We start from the raw sequence: 17,161 nt of genomic DNA, 5'->3' as shown, positions 1-17,161 counted from the left end.
TTAAACTATTTCTGCTTTCTCTTTTAATTCAGAGTTTAAAGTTAATTATTCATTTGATTCTACTATTATTAGTAATCGTTCTTATCTCTTTTATTATTATTATTGTTATTATTATTATTATTATTCTAAGACTTAGCCATTAACCAAAGAACTTTTCCACATATTTTAAAATCATCTTCTTCTCTTACTTCTCTTGGTGGATAATCAGGATTATCTGAATATAAGAAATGTTTTCCATCAAAACATTTATACCTTTTTATTAATGCTTCTCCCTCGTAGATGAATACACCTAATTCATTATATTCAACCTCTACATCTTTTTTTAGAAGAACTTTCCCACCATCTTTTAATGTAGGTTCCATGCTGTCTCCTCTTACGTTGATAATTACGCAACCTTCAGCCATACTTTTAGGAAGAGGGATGTAATCTACAGGGGCAGATTCAAATACATCATTACATCCTGCTAAGACAGAGTCGTAGACAGGGACATTTATCATTTCCTCTATTTCGCTAGGTCCCAAATTTGATTCTATTTGATTTAAAGCTTTTAATTTTTTTTTTACTCTCTCTGGCAATGTTTCTTCATCCACAAGTTCGAAAAACTTTTTTTCTTCAGAAGGAGTCATATGTAAGGCTTCTGAAAGTTTTTTTAATATTTTTTCCGAAGGTGGATTTTTAGATTTTCCTGTTTCAATCATTGAAATATATGATCCTGTTACACCTATTTTATTTGCTAGTCCTCTGGTCGAAAGTCCGACTTCTTCACGTTTTTTCTTTAAAAATTTATTATAATTCATAACCAACCTCCTATTAGTAATAATAGTATATTTAACACGTTCTGTTAAGCTTTTGTTTAACGATTAAAAAAAAAATGATAAATATTTACTTGACAGCTTGGATGAAATATTATAATATTCGACTGTAAAGTAAACAGTTAGCACTCAGGGAGGGAGAAATTGAAATATATACTTGAAAAAAAAGAGCTTGCTCTTGAGATTAGAAAGACGTTAAAAATTAAAAAAATATCTCAATCAGAATTGGCAAGGAAGCTAGAGATTACTAGATCTTCTATATCAATAACATTAAATAATTTAGAAGATGGGAAAGCAATATCATTGAACACTTTACTAGAATATTCAAGGGTTTTAGATGTTAGTTTTGTCGTGTGCGCTAAATAAATATTTATTTTTATTATGCGTTAAAAATTTACAACTTGAGTTTTGAGAATTAGGGTGAAAAAAGACTTTATATTAAGTTCTAAATTATACAGCTCACAAACTTCTAAAATTAATAATTATTTTTTACATTTGCCAATATAACCTCATCAGTTATGAAATGTTTGTTTGCACGTACACGTAGTTTGACAACTAGTAGGCTGTATTATTTAGTACTTGATGTTAAAAGTCATTAGGGATCTCTTAGGAGTTCCTTTCCCCCTATGAATATAGGGTGGAGATTATTTGTAGGAGGAGCTCATGGGGATCCAAAATGCTGTACCTATAGAAATCAGATTTAGAAATAAAGAAAAAATTATACTTAATAAGATAACTGAGGAGATGAAGGTATTAGCCAAAGAGATTGAAAATAGGCTCTATGACATCACTTCTACTGGAGAGAAACAGTTTAGATTATTTTGAGTGTAAAGGACAGGACGTGGGATAGATATGTGTTGGAGTGGACCATATCGAGAATATAACAAATAAAGGATTATATAAAGTTCTTTAAATCAGTAACAAGACAATCAAATAACCTCCCAAAGTTCTATGCTGATGAACTGCATAACCAGGAGGCTTCTATATGAAGAAATAATGGATGGCAGTAGACAAAAGCAAGATGTGTCGTGGCTTGGCGACATACTCAATAAATAAGCAGCGGTGGACCAAATATACAGGATAGTAGGTTTCTTTCGGGGAAATGGTGAGGGAATCGTGGCATTAGCTAATCTACCTGGTGAGGATAAATAAACTCACACTTTCGTAATGAAGCTCTCAGTTGTAAACGGTAAGCTTGAATATTAGATAGTTGTAACCTATTGATGGGATAACTATCTTCACTGGCAACTCGTTGTTCCAATAAGTTTGAAAAAACCGCATCTGGAAGTCAAGTAAAAAATAAAATAACTATATACCTAAGGAGTTGATAAAAATGAATAAAAAAAAGATACATAAGGGGTTAGAAAAATATGAAACAGGAAAGAAAAAGTACCTAGAAGTAACCAAAGTACAGAGAAAGATGAATAAAATAAAAAAAGCTTTGTCAGATGTGAAGATTGGAGAAGAAGTGATCTTATTAAAAAAGAATTTTCCTATAGATGAATTATTCTTAAATCTAATGCATGAGCTGAAAGAAGAAAAGGTTTTGAAATTTATCATAGTGGAAAAAGGCACCAAGGTAATACTAAATAATCATTTCAAAACTAAGAGTAAACCATTTGAAAAAAGATTGAGATATCTGAGAGGAACTAAAATAAACAGCAGACATTTTTATAAGATGGAAGATGAAAATTCAAAAATCTATAATGTGAGCCTGAGTAAACATTTTGTTCATAAAAATCTGGAGAAAGTATTACTTATAAAAGGCAGAATTAATGGTTCTAGAGTAACAGCAATAAAAAAAGTAGAAGAAATGGGATGAAAAAAAACTTAAATGCTCGAAACATCTAAGTCTTAACGAGTGATAAATACCACCCCAACACAGGTATTTTATCACATCCAAGAGTGAACTTCAAGGAGGATAAGACATGAGAATGCAGACATTGGAAAACGGCCAAATAATGGTCATTATTAGAAAATTAGAAATTAGCTATATAGCAGATAACCAAAAAGAATTGACCTATAGATCTCTTCCATTCAGTGTAGAATTAAAGACTGCCTTGCTCCAGTATAAGCTATTAAATGAATTATGCAATGATAATTTTATCTTAGCCAAGAAAATAGGCGAAGCACCTCTTACCAGGCAAGGGATAACTGCTCAGTCGAAAAAAGACTGGTTAGAATATCTGGATCTAAAAAACAATATTAACGTGCATAGGTTCAGACATTCCATGACTATATTCTTGTTAAACAATAAGGTCAATTTAGTCCAGTTACAAAAGTTTTTAGGACATTCAGATATAAGAAATACTTTGATTTATCTAAAATATGTCGATGAACATTTTGACAATGCCATACATACTGCCAACAATGAATTTTACAAATAGGAGGAGATCATGATTATAAAACTAACAAATGGAGTTTTAGCCTTTGCAGATAACTACAATGAATACGAATCAGATTTAATTGAAATAGGTAAAAAATATGATATAAAAAAGACCAAAATTTTTACAAACACCAAGATGGGAAAAACTATCTTCAATTATATTGGATACTTTGGTTAGTACCATGCTAGGTGTATATAAGCCCCTTATGAAGAAAAAAGTGAATAAATTCTATGAATGAATTAATGTAGAAAATGGAGGAGATTATTTATGAGTAATGAAAGAAAAGTTAATATAGTAAAATTATTAAAAAAAATGAGGAAGAAAGATGAAAAGTAAAAAAAATGAGGAAGAAAGATGAAAAGTAAAAAAAATGTAGGAGCCTATGTGAGGGTTTCTACTAGTATGCAGGAAGAAAATGATTCCTTAAAGACTCAAATATCAAAGATAGAATCTTATTGTGAACTTCACGACTATCACCTTCATAAAATTTATGAAGATGTTGGAAGTGGAGGAGACGATGAAAGAGAAAGCTTTAAGGAGTTACAAAGAGATATAGATAATGGAAAAATTGATATATTATTAGTTTATGAAACCTCTAGAATATCGAGAAAAAGTAATACAATGATTTCATTTATTTCAAATATTATAGAAAAAAATGTAGATTTTGTTTCGATCTCTCAACCAGATTTAAATACTACAACTTCCACAGGGAGGTTATTTTTTACAATAAATGCTGGATTAGCTCAATATGAGAGAGAGCAAATATCATCTAGAGTAAAATCTAGTGCATATGAGAGGGCTAAAAAAGGTCATTGGATGGCAGGACAGCTTCCCATAGGATATAAAAGGGATGAAGAAAAAAATATTATTATAGATGAAGTAGGAGCAAGGCAGGTAAAAAATTTCTTTACTACTTTTATAGGAAATCAATCTCTTAAAAAAACGGCTGATTTATTTGGGAAACCCGTAGAAAGTATGAGATGGATCTTAACTAATCCTTTTTATATAGGAAAGTATAGATTTGGTGTTAGAAAAAATAATCTGCACAACAAGAAAAAGCAGAGAACAGGAGAATATATATTAGTAGAAGGTAGCCAAGAAGCTATTATAAATAAAGAGATGTTCGATAAGGTACAACTATATATCAAAGGTAATCGGGCTTTAAATAAAAAAAACATAAAAAAATCTAATTTTATATTAGGAGGGTTAATCAAGTGCAGCTGTATGAAAAAGATGTATGGGAATGGAAACTATGTAAAAAAATATGATAGATTATATAGGAGTTATCAATGTGACAATTGTAAAAAGAAAGTTGATGCAGATCTAATAGAGGAACAGATATTTGAAAGATTGAAAGAATTTGAGCAATTAAGAGAAATAAATGATATATCTATAGACAATGTAGAGTTAGTAAAAAGTTTAGAAGTATACAAAAATAGAAAGATTAGCATATTAAAAGAAAAGGATAGGCTGCTTACACTACTTTTGAAAGAGTTGATAGATGAATCTGAATTTACTAAAAATAGAGAAAAAATAGGTAAAGATTTAGAAGTTGTAACAGAAGAAATATCTAACCTAGAAGAAACAATAAAAAAGAAAGAAGATGGATCAGATGAAAATTTTGAGATATTGGTAGAAGTTTCAAACAACTATAAAAATTATGAACTAATAGATCTGCGAGAACTTTTAAGAATGATCATAAAAGAGATAGTGATAAAAGATATAAATAATAGAAAAGATTTTGAATATGATATAATTTTAGAATACTAAAAAAGAAGTATTATAATTAATACTTCTTTTTTTATTGTTATTCAATTAATTTTTGTATTAGTCCTCTAAACGTAGAGGGGTTATATGGTACCTGAGAAGGGACTTGAACCCTTAAGGGCATACGCCCGGGGGATTTTGAGTCCCCTATGTCTACCATTCCATCACTCAGGCATCTACAAAAATAATTATACTAGAAGTCCCAGAGAAAAGCAAGCCTTTTTTCAATAAAGTTGTAACTTTCCACACTTATAACTCTAAAGATATATGGGTGAAAGATTTAAAATCAAATAAACCGCGATCAGTTAATTTTATTTCTGGGATAACCGGGAGGGCTAAAAAAGCTAGGTTTATTAATGGGTCTAATTTTGTATTTACTCCATATTTATAGGCTGAATCTAATAATTCTTTTACTTTTAATGCTACCTTTTCACCAGAAAGTTGCGTCATAATTCCCCCTATCTCAAGGGGGATGGAAGATATGATTTTTTTATCATGAATCAGGCAGAGTCCTCCCTTCATTTTTTTTATTTCCTCAATGGCGAGAAAGATATCTTCATCTGAATCTCCTATAACCACTAGATTATGGGAATCATGGGAGATTGTAGAACCTATAGCTCCTTTGAAATCACCAAAATTTGTAACGAGACCCTTTCCTATGTTTCCTGTCCCATGATGACGTTCAATTACAAACAATTTTAAAACTCCCAAATTATTTGCTGTTTTAAACTCCCCCTCTTCTAAAATTACCCGAGAGACAGTTTTTTTTGTAAGTAAACTCCCGGGGATAAGTTCGATCATATTTACCCTTCCATTCTTCAAAAATATTTTTAGGTCTTTTTTATTTATGTCTATATTTACACTGGAAAGTAATTTTTTATCCATATAGGTATTTTGAACCTCTACCTTATGTTTACCATCATAGACCTCCCTGCCGTCTTTATAGGTTTTTAACACCTTGAAATCAATGAGGTCCTGAAAAATAACTAAATCTGCTTTATATCCGGGGGCAATAGCTCCTAATTTATCCAAGTCATAGCATTTGGCAGTATTTATGGTTGCCATTTGGACAGCAGTAATAGGATCTATATCTAACCTCACTAATTTTTTCAGGAGGTGGTCTATATGTCCCTCTCTGATAAGGGTTTCGGGGTGGGAATCATCTGTACACAGACAGCACCACCTTGTAAGAAGAAGATTATTGGATACACCTCTGGCTAAGGTTTCTAAATTTTTAGCCCCCGACCCTTCTCTGATCAGCACATAGATTCCATTTCTTATTTTATTTAATAATTCATCGTAGGTTTCAGATTCATGATCTGTGGATATTCCTACCCCTGCATAGGTACGGATATCATTGCTATCCATATTAGGAGCATGGCCGTCGATAATTTTATTGTTCCTATGAGCCAGATCCAATTTTTTTAAAACTTCAGGATCTTTTTTTATAATTCCGGGAAAGTTCATAAATTCTGCCAGACCCAGAACCCTTTTATGGTGGATAAACTCCTTCAGATCATCTGCCCCTAAAACAGCCCCGGAAGATTCAAAGGTCGTAGCAGGGACACAGGATGGGAGGTTGATAAAGACATTTAGCGGGATATCTTCAGTGGCTTTCAGAATATAGTCGACCCCTCTCCTCCCCGACACGTTGGCTATCTCATGGGGATCGGCGATGATAGTGGTAGTACCTCTGGGAAGAACTAAATTTGCCATATTTTCAGGGGTCAGCATGGAAGATTCAATGTGAACATGGGCATCCATGAGACCGGGGGAAATATAAGCACCACAAAGATCGATTTCAAAAATCCCGGAAAAATCACCGACTCCTACGATCCGGTCTCCATGGACAGCCAAGTTTCCCTCTATAATTTCATGACTGAATACATTTATAATTTTTGCGTTTTTAAAAACCAGGTCCGATTTTTTTCTCCGGGTCAAAACATCTATAAATTCAGCTAAGTTATTCATAATAATCTCCTCCAATAAAAAAGCAACGTGACGTTGGATCCCGATAGGCATAATAAAAAAAGCCAGTTTAAAGTAAGGTTCTACTCAATAAATTGGCTTTTTTTATGAAATTTCCTTTAAATTAATTCTGCTTTAACTTCTCCACTTATATCTTCCCCCTCACTTTTAGCTATAATCAGGGTACAGACAGCGTCTCCGGTTATATTTACAGCAGTCCTGTTCATATCTATTATCCTGTCTACCCCCATGATAAGAGCTATTCCCTCAATGGGCAATCCCACCTGGGTAAGAACCATTGAAAGCATGATAGGGCCGGCTCCCGGGACACCTGCTGTGCCGATAGATGCCAGGGTGGCAGTTAAAATAACCATCATGTAATCCCCCATATTTAATTGGATTCCATAGGCAGAAGCTATAAAGACCACAGCGACCCCCTGCATAATAGAGGTTCCATCCATATTTATAGATGCTCCCAGTGGTATAGTAAACGAACTTGTAGACTTTGAAACACCAAATTTTTCTCTGAGAATCTCTAAATTAACAGGGATTGTAGCTCCGCTGCTGGATGTAGAAAATGCCACAGAGATAGCAGGGATGAATTTTTTTATAAATACAATGGGGTTTATTTTAGCTGCCAGGTATAAAAGACCCTGATATGTGACTAAAACATGGATTAACAGTGCCAAAAGTGTAGTCATTATATATTTAAATAGTGGAACCATAGCCTGATATCCCAATGTGGAAAATGTTGTAGCAATAAGACAGAAGACACCAATGGGAGCCAGCTGCATGATAAGGTTTACCAGCTCTAAAATCAGATCATTGGACTGGTCAAATAGATCTTTTATCTTGCTGACTTTATCTCCCAGGATAGTCAGTCCCATACCTGTAAGGAGGGCAAAAAATATTACCTGTAACATATTCCCCTTGGCCATGGCTGAGATGGGGTTGGATGGAACGATATCAATAAGGACATCCACAAAAGATTTAGAGTCGCTGACAACTGTGCTGGTTTTACTGATACTTTCAATGACTAAACCGTTTCCCGGGTCTATTATGTTGGCCAAGACAAGGGCTATTGTTATTGCAACAGCTGTTGTAAACAAATAAAAACTTAAAGTTTTTATTCCAATCCTTCCGAGTTTTTTGGTGTCGCCTATAGCAGAACTTCCCACTGTTAAGGAAATAAAAACCAGAGGAACCACCAGCATTTTAATTGATTTTATAAATACAGATCCGCCTAATTTCAGGAAAAATCCGATTATATAGTGCTCTACAAAGGGTATATTCTTTAGGGGAAACAGCAGCAGTCCAACTATTATCCCACCTGCTAAACTAACTAAGATCTTAGTTGTTAATGTCATTTTTTTCATACTTTCACACTCCTACTATAATATACATGATAATGTTAATTCTTATCAAACTTTAATACAGTATGATTATACTAAAAAATAAGGATTAATAAAAATATCTAAATAATATTATATTTATACGAAAAAACTATAAATAATACTATTGTATTATAATCTTTAAGATTTCTTTAGGAGGGAGTAACAAAGTAAAGGTAATGAAGGATCTAACTTTAGAACTTTTCTTTGTCGCAGATTACACAGATTTTCTCTGAGTATTTAATCTTAGAAAACTTCAACCCTTCATCACTAAGAAAAGAGATAAAGAGTTACACAAAGGATTTCTTCTTTTGAAGTTTATAGTCGTCCTACTTCCCAGTAAACACCCTGCGAGTTTCGTCCTACCCACCATGCCCGTCAGGCATCCCACTAAGAAATGAGAATCACTGGCACTTGCCCGATAAGACAATTATAAACTTCTTGAACTTTTTGGTTCGTTTTTCTTTCAAGAGAAAAATGACCCCAGTTAAGGGCGGAACCCTTAGAACCTATTTTTATCGCCAATTTTAACCAGTAAAACCTTTCAACGCAGAGACTCGGAGTACACTGAGGTTCTTAGATTTTTTTTTACAGATTTCATAGATTTTCTCAGATTATTCAAAACTTTATCTCATTTCTTTGTGATGAAGAATTAAATATCTTACTAAGATAGTAATTTGAGTTAAATTGTAGGAAATTACCCTCTTATGTTGTAAACTAGGGATAGTTTCATAATTCGTATTCCTTTTAATTAAAATTTAATGCTTTTATGTTTAAGATTAATGGCTTTTTAATATTTTAGTCTGTAGTCATTATTTTAGTTCCATAGAAGGGATCGGATATAAAATTATACTTTTTTATCTAAGATCATTATTTAATTACAGAGGAGGAGAATATGAGAGCTAAGAACAGCAGAATTATAAATTTATTTTTAGCAGTAATCCTGATTTTACTCACAGCATGTAGTTCCTATAAGGAACCCATTAAAATAGGGGTTAATGGCTGGCCTCCCTGTGAGTTGTGGTATATAGCCCAGGAAAAAGGGTATTTCGGTGATACACCTGTGGAAATAGTGAGATTTTCCACATGGTCGGACAATATGGACTCCCTTTATGTTGGGAATATTGATTTGATGCACTCCTCTTATTTTAATGCTGTATACTATGATTCCAGGGGAGAAGCGGCCAAGATAATCCTTTCTGCAAATACAACCTACGGGGCAGATGGTTTGGTAGTTAAAGATTACATCGAGGACATTCAAGAACTGAATGGGAAGAAGATAGCGGTGGAAGTAGGAACCGATGAACAATTTTTACTGCATAAAGTTTTAAAAAAAGGAGGGTTGGAGGACACAGATGTTACAATAATTTCTGTGAGTTCAGAAGAAGGGATGAGAAAATTTATCTCCGGTGAGGTCGATGCCACCTTTACCTACGAACCTTTTCTGAGCCGGGCAGCTGATGAGGGAGACGGCAAAATAATGGTTACCACTTCCGACACCTTAAATTATACCGATACCTTGGTAGCCAGGGACAAGGTTTTGCAAAGCAGGAAAAAGGACTATGCCAACATTATCCGCGCCTGGTACAGGGCACAGCAGTTTGTAAAAGACAACCCTCAAGAAGCTTATCAGTTGATGGCTTCCAAGGAAGGGGTGACATATGATGAATTTAAAAGTTTCTACGAAAGTTTTAATTTTTTTACTCTGGAAGAAAATAAAAATATTTTTTCTTCGGAAAAATTCAGGGATGAATTAAAAGAAATTGAAGTATTTCTTGTTGAGCATAAGTTAATTTCAAAGGATGTTGATACGGATAAACTCTTTGATGGGAACCCAGTAGCTCAAGAGGCAGGCGGTGTAGATGATTAAGAAATGGAATAAATCCTTTATGAAACTATATTTTAAAATTGTTGCCGGAATAGTAGCAGCAGTAATGGTAAATATTTTTTTAACTTTTTCTCTGACCGAAAACATTTTTCATAATTATTTTGAAAAACAAGTCAAAGACCAGGTTTCCTCCACCTTGTCCGGTTTGGATTTCGGAATTTCAATTCTTTTAGATAAAGGGGATCTCAACTCCATACAGAGGATGGTTGAAAAAATCGGAGCATATTCTTTTATAAAAATAATACGTGTATACGACCTCCATAATAAGATCATTTCTTCCAATGACAAGGGGGAAATAAATAAAAAAATAAAAATAGAAATTGTAGATAAGGTTATCAGAGAGAATAGGCTGCAGAATATTAATTCGAATCTTAAGGAGAAAAAACTCGAGGTTGCAGTCCCCATCAAAGGGACGGCCTACAGTAAGGCAAACAAAAATGATATAATGGGTGTTGTTTTTGTACAGGCAAACACTAGCTCCTTTGAGGGGATTCTCTTGAAATACCAGGATTTGTTTATTAAAAAGTATATTGTCAGTGGAACTTTATTGCTTCTGGGGATCTTACTTTTATTGGTATATAAAATATTTTTACCTATCACCAAATTATCCAATGCGGTAAATGAAGTCTCCGACGGTGATTATAAACATGAAATCATACATAACTCCCATGAAGAGTTCAGCTACCTGATCCAAAATTTTAATTCTATGATTAAACGAATCAATGCAAGGGATATGGAACTGAAACAGGTTAAATCTAAATTAGAAGAACAGAATGGAGTTCTGGAGCAAAAGGTAGATGAACGTACAAAAGAATTGGTGCAGACCCAGGAGGTTACCATCAAGAGTCTGGCTGTTTTAGCTGAAACCAGAGACAACGAGACCGGGATGCATGTTTATCGTACAAAAAACTACGTAAGAATCCTGGCAGAACACCTCAAAGATCATCCCAGGTTTTCCAGTTATCTCAATGAAACAAATATCGAATTAATTGTCAATTCAGCCCAGCTGCATGACATAGGTAAGGTTGGGATTCCGGACAGGATCCTGAGAAAAAAAGGGAAATTAACAAAAGATGAATTTGAAGAGATGAAAAAACATGTGATTTATGGGAGAGATTCCATCTTAAAGGCAGAAAAAACCATGGGAACCAACTCTTTTTTGCGTTTTGCAAAGGAGATAGCTTATTCTCATCATGAAAAATGGGATGGTTCGGGCTACCCAGAAGGACTAGCCGGAGAAAAAATTCCTATTTGCGCAAGGCTCATGGCCATGGCCGATGTCTATGATGCTTTGATGAGCAAGAGGCATTATAAAGAGGCATTTACCCATGAAGAAGCTGTGAAAATTATTACAGCGGGAGATGGGAGGACCATGCCGGAGCATTTTGATCCCTGTGTACTGGAAAGTTTTAAAGAATTGAACCATAAGTTTAAAGAAATATTTTTAAGATTTCCTGAAAGAAACAGCTAGAGAAAGCTATGGAGGGTCATATAATTGAAGAGGCTCAGTTGCTTGGATTATACAGCAATTTGTTTGAATCATAATATCAAAAGGAAATAGGTTTCATCTTCTTTATCCAATTTTTTAGTAATTTTTAGTGATTTTATAAGTTTTTTATTGTATAATTCTATAGGTTAAATAATTCAAGACTTAAAGTCTTTAAAATTTTTTTTAGAGGAGGGGCGGGATCCTATGTACGCAAAAGATGAAAAGCCAGGTGAAGGAACTTATATTTGTACTATGTGCTATTCAGAAATAATACTGAAGAGTAATAGTGACCGACTACCAAGATGTCCAGATTGTAATGCTACTTTCTATAATGAAGTAATTTAAAAGGGTGAGCTAACCATCTTTTTTATTTACCTCTCCACTGCTGCAATATTTCTATGAGTATATAAAAAGGCTCTAAAAAAATTATTCAAGAGCCTTCTTAATACAATAGTTGTAATGAGTGCTCTTTGGGAGAGAGTGACATAAATTTAGTACTGCCGTACTCATTACACGTACATTTTATAATTATTTAGAGATAAACTCAACTTAAATGTTGTCAACTTTAATTAAGTTTTTTATTGGTATTAATTAAATTAAATAGGTAAGGAGAGAATCTATGACTATATATAAAAAAGCAACGTGACGTTGCATCCAGATAGGCATAATCTAGGATTTTATAATTTTTATCTCAAAATTCTATGTTTATATAGTAAACTAATATCTCAAGGTTCTTAGATTATGTAATAATCTTTAGAAATCTTGGTGATGCCACCTGCTGGTAGTGTTTTGGTGACGCCCCTTGTGGGTACAATTTCCTAGACAATAAAAAAAAGGGCATTTAAGCCCTTTTTTTTAATAACCTAGAGTAAATTCTTCCACGTATTGAATTGAATTTGTCGCGAGAATAATTTTATTTTTTTCCGGAGTTTCCAAAACAATAAACCCTTCCTTTGCAGAAACAATTCTTACGCCTTCATACTCGATACCGTATTCTTTGACACAGTTTTGAATACTGGTTTTGATATTTACCTTGTCAAACCCCAATAATTTACTCAAATCTAACATCCTTTACCCCTCCTTTAAATTCTCAATGGTGCGATTCAAGATTTTTAAAAATACCCTGTAAGATATTCTTGAACTGCACTATTAAGATTTTCTTAGTAAAACTATTAAATTTTAACAACATACACAACATTATCAAGTAATCACTAAATTGTAATTATACTATACTGTGAACACTAATCTTTTCCTTCACTAAAAAAAAATAAAATTACATATGGAAATAAGTTATGATACTCGATGCAAAAATATAGGACTAATGAAAGGTATGATAAAGTAAGGGGAGCTGTAAAGGCACTTAATAATAGACCGAGAAAACGTCTAAACTGAAAAACACCCCAAAATACTTCGTGGGGTGTTTTTTTAAAGGTTGCATTTGATTTGATAATCCAGGAAATATTTTTTTAATTTCTTCTATATATTTTTAGCTGTTGTTCCATAATATGCTGCCAGAAAAATTTCTTTAATATCTTCTGCAGATGTATTTCTTGGGTTTGTCAGAGTACAAGGATCATTGAATGCATTTATACTCATTCTTTCCAGAACATTTTTAAAATTTTCTTCTGAAACCTCAACCTCATCTATCTCTTTTAAAGATAGAGGGATTCCTACTCTTTGATTCAATTCTTTGACAGTAGTCACAATGTCATCTACTCCAAGGGTTTTTTCTATCTCATCAAAACCATCTGTAGATTTTCTGTTATATTCTATAACATATGGCAATAATACTGCATTTGCAAGGCCGTGAGTTATTCCTAATTCTCCTCCAATCTTATGTGCCATACTATGCACTATTCCTAAAGAAGCACTTGTAAAAGCCATTCCTGAAAGCGTAGATGCATTATGCATATCCTCTCTTGCCTTTATATCATCTCCATCGCTATAGGCAGATGTAAGGCTTTCGAAAACCATCTTAATTGATTCCATCGATAGTGGTTTTGTGTAACAGGTAGCAGCAGTAGAAGTATATGATTCAATAGCATGGGTCATTACATCCATTCCTGTATTAGCAGTGATATGAGCCGGAGTTTTAGAAGGAATAACCGGGTCTAAAATTGCAATATCCGGTGTGATCTCATAGGATACCAATGGATATTTAATTTTATTTACAGTATCTGTTATTACAGAAAATGCAGTTATCTCTGAAGCTGTTCCGCTTGTAGAAGGAATAGCTATAAATTTAGCTTTTTTTCTTAATGTTGGGAATTTTCCGGCCACTAGATCTTCAAATTTAGTTTCCGGATTTTCATAGTATACCCACATGATCTTAGCAGCATCTAATGCAGATCCTCCGCCGATTGCTATGATCCAGTCAGGATTAAATTCAGCCATCTTCCTTCCACCGTCAACAACAGTATTTACAGATGGATTTGGCTCTACACCATCTATTATCATTACTTCCATTCCTGCTTTTTCAAGTTCTTCTCTGGCTTGGTTTAAGAAACCAAATCTTTTCATAGAATTACCACCAGTTACCAGTACAGCTTTTTTCCCCTCAATAGCCGATAAATATTTTAGTGTTCCCTCTCCAAATACAATGTCTTTTGGAACTCTAAACCATTTTAAATCCATAACTAACCATCTCCTTTTAATAAAATTAAATAAACCATTATTCTCCATCGTTTTTTTAAGAACAATTTAATATTTCATCTCTATAATTTAATATACCACAATTTACACTTTGTTACAAAAATAACAATCGTTTTTTAAAAATTAAATTAGGCTTAGCTTAAAAAAGATGAAATTAAGCTCATTTCAAGGTATCTCAATGACCATCCGGCCGAAAATTTATATATAATATAAATAAAAATGCCCTCCTCATTATTTAAAGAAAAATGATTTTTTTTAATTCCCGGTAATCTGGTTACACATAAATAAATCCACTGAAGATATAAAGAACATTCCCAGAAAAATTCTATAATTTTAATCTTAATTTTTTTTATTTTAAAGATCTTCAATCATAAAAATTCTAAACGTAAAAAAAGATTAAGGGAGGAATATTCCTCTCTTAACCTTAATTTTATTGATCTAAAATCTCCAATTTTAAATTAAATAATTATTATTATACATATAAACGAAAAGATAAATTAGTTAACCCGGTAAAAATCATTGTCAGGAAAAACCCTATAATTACAGCCTTGGTTTTTCCCTTTAACTTTCCAAATTCACCCTTAAATTCTTTGATTGCTTCTTTCATTTTTTTCCTCCATCTTTCTTAAAAATAATAAAATACATCTGTATTTAATTTATCACAATGAAGTTATACCATATAATCTAGTTAAAATTTAAATACAAAAAATATACAAAATAGAAGTTATTTATTCATTGTATAAATCCATATTGAAGGCCGGTTGAAACCTTATTTATTGATATTTTAATCACATACTTAATAATTTTCAGTCTAATTAAGTTTAGTTTTAAAATCCCCTATTAAATAGTTTAATGAAACATTTTGTCTGAGAAAAGAGAATCAACTTTTTAAAGAATTATTTATCCTTGAAATCGTTTCTAAGGCTGCATTCATTTTAATCATCGAAGTTCAATAACACATATAATTCTTTTATATTAAATACTGTACTTGCTTGAACAAATCTACTTTATTTTTTTATTTTAACAATTTTTACTTTGTTATATAAGCATTTCCATGGATTTCATTTATATCATGAGCAGTTATAAATGAATTTTCATCTATAGAATCTACATATTTTTTTAGTTCAAAAAATTCTCTTTTTTTTAGAACAGTCATTATTATGGCATTATCGCAGTCAGAAGATCCATCTTTTGCATAATATATCGAAATTTTACCTCCAAATATATTTATTATATAACTTCTAATTTCCTTAATTTTCTCACTGCTTATTATCACCTGCTGATAAAGGTTAAATTTTTCCATAATTAGGTTTATACTCATACAAAGCATAGATACTCCAAGCATTGCATACATCCCTTTTTCAACCCCAAAAGTTTTTATGGCAGCTAAGATTATAAACATATCTACTAAAAAAACAGCATGGCCAATTTTTATTTTAAAATACTTATTTATTATCTTTACTGCTATATCCAGACCCCCTGTAGATGCCTCATGGGAAAAGGCTAATGCCATACCGGCCCCACACATCAATATTCCAAATATAAGCTGAATCAATATATCATGACTCATAGGTGCTGATATTGGAAAATATATCTGCATCATGGATATAAAAAACGAAGTTGTAAAACTACAAAATACAGTTTTAATTCCAAATACAGGACCTATTATAAAAAACCCTACTATATATAGTACTATATCCATAGCCATCATTAAAAAACCTATGTTTACATTTGGAAAATAATTCATTATTATTATGGCTATTCCTGTAGTCCCTCCTGCTGCTATTTCATTTGGAGCTAAGAAATAATATACCCCTGCTGCAAGTAAAAATGCAGCTAAAATTAAAATTCCTAATTCCTTTACAATATTTTTCATACTTCCCTTCCCTTCGTGCTAAACTCTTACACTTTAAATTTAATCTTTATATTCTTATTTTTAATTGTGACTACGAATAGACATTTTATTGTTCATCTCTTTTTTTGAAATATGCAAAATCATGCTTGTGCATATTATCTCCATAATTTTTATTATATATTATTTCAACATCGGAGACTCCGTGAGCATTCAGTTTTTCTTCTATCACTTTTTTTCTTATATTAGGTTCCGTTGGTGTAACTGTCTTACATAGCCCATCCACCATTTCCAAGAATTTTCTCAGAGGTATTCCAATTCCTATCTCATCTTCATTAAAACCGCTTCTACGGGTTCCTACACAGAGGAGGGAAATATTAATATCGTTTGTAGCATATGGATGTGCTGTACATTCGGCACACATGGCCTGACCACCTATAAACTTATATCCTGTATGGGTTCCATATTTATAGGCATGCCCCTGAATAAGTCTCATTGTATTAAATGTATTTGTAGCAATAATTACTACATGTGGTTCCATATTAAACTCCTCCAGGGGCATGATTTCTATACCATAGCACTTATGATTACATTTTGAAATACTATCTGTAATTTCCTTTGCTGTGGGCATATCCTGGTACAGCCCGCATTTTCCATAGTAATGTCCCGAAGTATACCAGTCATCCAGGTCTACAATCCCAAGAACTCTGGCTGCAGCAAAACATCCAAAATTATCAAAATCCACCTTGATCTTGTCACCACCCATTGCACGGTTAATCATTTTGCAGTAAGGCATCCTCCCTTTTGTTTTTTCTGCCTGAGTTTCCTCAAACTCCTTCTCTGTAAACAAAAACCTGACTCCCACTACCTTTCTTTTTAAATCTAAAACACAATTCATTTTTTTTACTGCATCTATATATTGTTTTTTTTCCACAAAAACCAACTCTCCTTTAAT

Annotated in this window: 17 protein-coding genes and 1 tRNA gene; 9 read left to right on the top strand and 9 right to left on the bottom strand. The window is 32.8% G+C overall.

The window, feature by feature from the left end; all coding sequences use genetic code 11:
• Window positions 1-125: 125 nt before the first annotated feature.
• On the bottom strand, window positions 126-797 hold the full coding sequence (locus DYH56_RS04200; RefSeq protein WP_114641607.1) for a helix-turn-helix domain-containing protein: 672 nt from the start codon (window positions 795-797) through the stop codon (window positions 126-128).
• 159 nt (window positions 798-956) lie between these two features.
• Here DYH56_RS04200 and DYH56_RS04195 point away from each other — a divergent pair, with 159 nt between their 5' ends.
• The 6 genes from DYH56_RS04195 to DYH56_RS04180 all read left to right on the top strand — a co-directional run bounded on the left by DYH56_RS04195 (window position 957) and on the right by DYH56_RS04180 (window position 4,969).
• The gene (locus DYH56_RS04195; protein WP_114641606.1) at window positions 957-1,178 is read left to right on the top strand and encodes a helix-turn-helix transcriptional regulator; all 222 of its coding nucleotides are present in this window, start codon (window positions 957-959) and stop codon (window positions 1,176-1,178) included.
• A gap of 297 nt (window positions 1,179-1,475) precedes the next feature.
• A complete protein-coding gene (locus DYH56_RS15880) occupies window positions 1,476-1,637 on the top strand; it encodes a hypothetical protein (RefSeq protein WP_158539048.1) in 162 nt (53 codons plus the stop codon).
• Between the two features lie 508 nt (window positions 1,638-2,145).
• Window positions 2,146-2,634 (top strand): hypothetical protein, encoded by a 489-nt coding sequence (locus DYH56_RS04190; protein WP_114641605.1) that lies wholly within the window; start codon window positions 2,146-2,148, stop codon window positions 2,632-2,634.
• 106 nt (window positions 2,635-2,740) lie between these two features.
• Entirely contained in the window at window positions 2,741-3,199 is a 459-nt protein-coding gene (locus DYH56_RS04185) for a tyrosine-type recombinase/integrase (protein ID WP_114641604.1), read from the top strand.
• A gap of 9 nt (window positions 3,200-3,208) precedes the next feature.
• Complete coding sequence (locus DYH56_RS15875; RefSeq protein WP_158539047.1) at window positions 3,209-3,376, top strand: hypothetical protein; 168 nt, start codon at window positions 3,209-3,211, stop codon at window positions 3,374-3,376.
• A 177-nt stretch (window positions 3,377-3,553) separates the two neighbouring features.
• Entirely contained in the window at window positions 3,554-4,969 is a 1,416-nt protein-coding gene (locus DYH56_RS04180; RefSeq protein ID WP_114641603.1) for a recombinase family protein, read from the top strand.
• 85 nt (window positions 4,970-5,054) lie between these two features.
• On the opposite strand, the gene DYH56_RS04175 is transcribed toward DYH56_RS04180, so the two are convergent.
• The 3 genes from DYH56_RS04175 to DYH56_RS04165 all read right to left on the bottom strand — a co-directional run bounded on the left by DYH56_RS04175 (window position 5,055) and on the right by DYH56_RS04165 (window position 8,310).
• Window positions 5,055-5,140: transfer RNA gene (locus DYH56_RS04175), tRNA-Leu, on the bottom strand.
• Window positions 5,141-5,215: 75 nt separating this feature from the next.
• Window positions 5,216-6,937 (bottom strand): adenine deaminase, encoded by a 1,722-nt coding sequence (gene ade / locus DYH56_RS04170; RefSeq protein ID WP_114641602.1) that lies wholly within the window; start codon window positions 6,935-6,937, stop codon window positions 5,216-5,218.
• Window positions 6,938-7,053: 116 nt separating this feature from the next.
• Window positions 7,054-8,310 (bottom strand): dicarboxylate/amino acid:cation symporter, encoded by a 1,257-nt coding sequence (locus DYH56_RS04165; protein WP_114641601.1) that lies wholly within the window; start codon window positions 8,308-8,310, stop codon window positions 7,054-7,056.
• A 910-nt stretch (window positions 8,311-9,220) separates the two neighbouring features.
• On the opposite strand from DYH56_RS04165, the gene DYH56_RS04160 reads away from it, so the two are divergent.
• The 3 genes from DYH56_RS04160 (at window position 9,221) to DYH56_RS16435 (ending at window position 12,047) form a co-directional block, all read left to right on the top strand.
• Complete coding sequence (locus DYH56_RS04160; protein WP_114641600.1) at window positions 9,221-10,195, top strand: ABC transporter substrate-binding protein; 975 nt, start codon at window positions 9,221-9,223, stop codon at window positions 10,193-10,195.
• Window positions 10,188-11,684, top strand: a complete 1,497-nt coding sequence (locus DYH56_RS04155; RefSeq protein WP_199532973.1) for an HD domain-containing phosphohydrolase — start codon at window positions 10,188-10,190, stop codon at window positions 11,682-11,684. The genes DYH56_RS04160 and DYH56_RS04155 overlap by 8 nt, the downstream gene beginning before the upstream one ends.
• A 168-nt stretch (window positions 11,685-11,852) precedes the next feature.
• Window positions 11,853-12,047, top strand: a complete 195-nt coding sequence (locus DYH56_RS16435) for a zinc ribbon-containing protein (RefSeq protein ID WP_369406328.1) — start codon at window positions 11,853-11,855, stop codon at window positions 12,045-12,047.
• A gap of 510 nt (window positions 12,048-12,557) precedes the next feature.
• On the opposite strand, the gene DYH56_RS04145 is transcribed toward DYH56_RS16435, so the two are convergent.
• The 5 genes from DYH56_RS04145 to DYH56_RS04130 all read right to left on the bottom strand — a co-directional run bounded on the left by DYH56_RS04145 (window position 12,558) and on the right by DYH56_RS04130 (window position 17,140).
• Window positions 12,558-12,770, bottom strand: coding sequence for a hypothetical protein (locus DYH56_RS04145; protein WP_114641598.1), 213 nt, complete (start codon window positions 12,768-12,770; stop codon window positions 12,558-12,560).
• Window positions 12,771-13,178: 408 nt separating this feature from the next.
• Window positions 13,179-14,336, bottom strand: a complete 1,158-nt coding sequence (locus DYH56_RS04140; RefSeq protein WP_114641597.1) for an iron-containing alcohol dehydrogenase — start codon at window positions 14,334-14,336, stop codon at window positions 13,179-13,181.
• Window positions 14,337-14,826: 490 nt separating this feature from the next.
• Window positions 14,827-14,961 carry a hypothetical protein gene (locus DYH56_RS16340; protein ID WP_255414671.1) on the bottom strand — a complete coding sequence of 45 codons (135 nt, stop codon included), beginning with the start codon at window positions 14,959-14,961 and terminating at the stop codon, window positions 14,827-14,829.
• A 423-nt stretch (window positions 14,962-15,384) separates the two neighbouring features.
• A complete protein-coding gene (locus DYH56_RS04135) occupies window positions 15,385-16,230 on the bottom strand; it encodes a YitT family protein (protein ID WP_114641596.1) in 846 nt (281 codons plus the stop codon).
• An 85-nt stretch (window positions 16,231-16,315) separates the two neighbouring features.
• Window positions 16,316-17,140 carry a DUF169 domain-containing protein gene (locus tag DYH56_RS04130; protein WP_199532972.1) on the bottom strand — a complete coding sequence of 275 codons (825 nt, stop codon included), beginning with the start codon at window positions 17,138-17,140 and terminating at the stop codon, window positions 16,316-16,318.
• Window positions 17,141-17,161 lie beyond the last annotated feature (21 nt).

It is taken from the genome of Psychrilyobacter piezotolerans (genome assembly GCF_003391055.1).
GTDB lineage: Bacteria > Fusobacteriota > Fusobacteriia > Fusobacteriales > Fusobacteriaceae > Psychrilyobacter > Psychrilyobacter piezotolerans.
Note: the sequence above shows the minus strand (reverse complement) of the source record. Positions and strands in the feature narration are given on the sequence as shown.

Excerpts from the sequence above, each read along its gene's own strand:
- DYH56_RS04200 (WP_114641607.1), bottom strand. The coding sequence starts at position 797 with ATGAATTATAATAAATTTTTAAAGAAAAAACGTGAAGAAGTCGGACTT.
- DYH56_RS15880 (WP_158539048.1), top strand. The coding sequence starts at position 1,476 with ATGGGGATCCAAAATGCTGTACCTATAGAAATCAGATTTAGAAATAAA.
- DYH56_RS04190 (WP_114641605.1), top strand. The coding sequence starts at position 2,146 with ATGAATAAAAAAAAGATACATAAGGGGTTAGAAAAATATGAAACAGGA.
- DYH56_RS04185 (WP_114641604.1), top strand. The coding sequence starts at position 2,741 with ATGAGAATGCAGACATTGGAAAACGGCCAAATAATGGTCATTATTAGA.
- DYH56_RS15875 (WP_158539047.1), top strand. The coding sequence starts at position 3,209 with ATGATTATAAAACTAACAAATGGAGTTTTAGCCTTTGCAGATAACTAC.
- DYH56_RS04180 (WP_114641603.1), top strand. The coding sequence starts at position 3,554 with ATGAAAAGTAAAAAAAATGTAGGAGCCTATGTGAGGGTTTCTACTAGT.
- ade (WP_114641602.1), bottom strand. The coding sequence starts at position 6,937 with ATGAATAACTTAGCTGAATTTATAGATGTTTTGACCCGGAGAAAAAAA.
- DYH56_RS04165 (WP_114641601.1), bottom strand. The coding sequence starts at position 8,310 with ATGAAAAAAATGACATTAACAACTAAGATCTTAGTTAGTTTAGCAGGT.
- DYH56_RS04160 (WP_114641600.1), top strand. The coding sequence starts at position 9,221 with ATGAGAGCTAAGAACAGCAGAATTATAAATTTATTTTTAGCAGTAATC.
- DYH56_RS04155 (WP_199532973.1), top strand. The coding sequence starts at position 10,188 with ATGATTAAGAAATGGAATAAATCCTTTATGAAACTATATTTTAAAATT.
- DYH56_RS04145 (WP_114641598.1), bottom strand. The coding sequence starts at position 12,770 with ATGTTAGATTTGAGTAAATTATTGGGGTTTGACAAGGTAAATATCAAA.
- DYH56_RS04140 (WP_114641597.1), bottom strand. The coding sequence starts at position 14,336 with ATGGATTTAAAATGGTTTAGAGTTCCAAAAGACATTGTATTTGGAGAG.
- DYH56_RS16340 (WP_255414671.1), bottom strand. The coding sequence starts at position 14,961 with ATGAAAGAAGCAATCAAAGAATTTAAGGGTGAATTTGGAAAGTTAAAG.
- DYH56_RS04135 (WP_114641596.1), bottom strand. The coding sequence starts at position 16,230 with ATGAAAAATATTGTAAAGGAATTAGGAATTTTAATTTTAGCTGCATTT.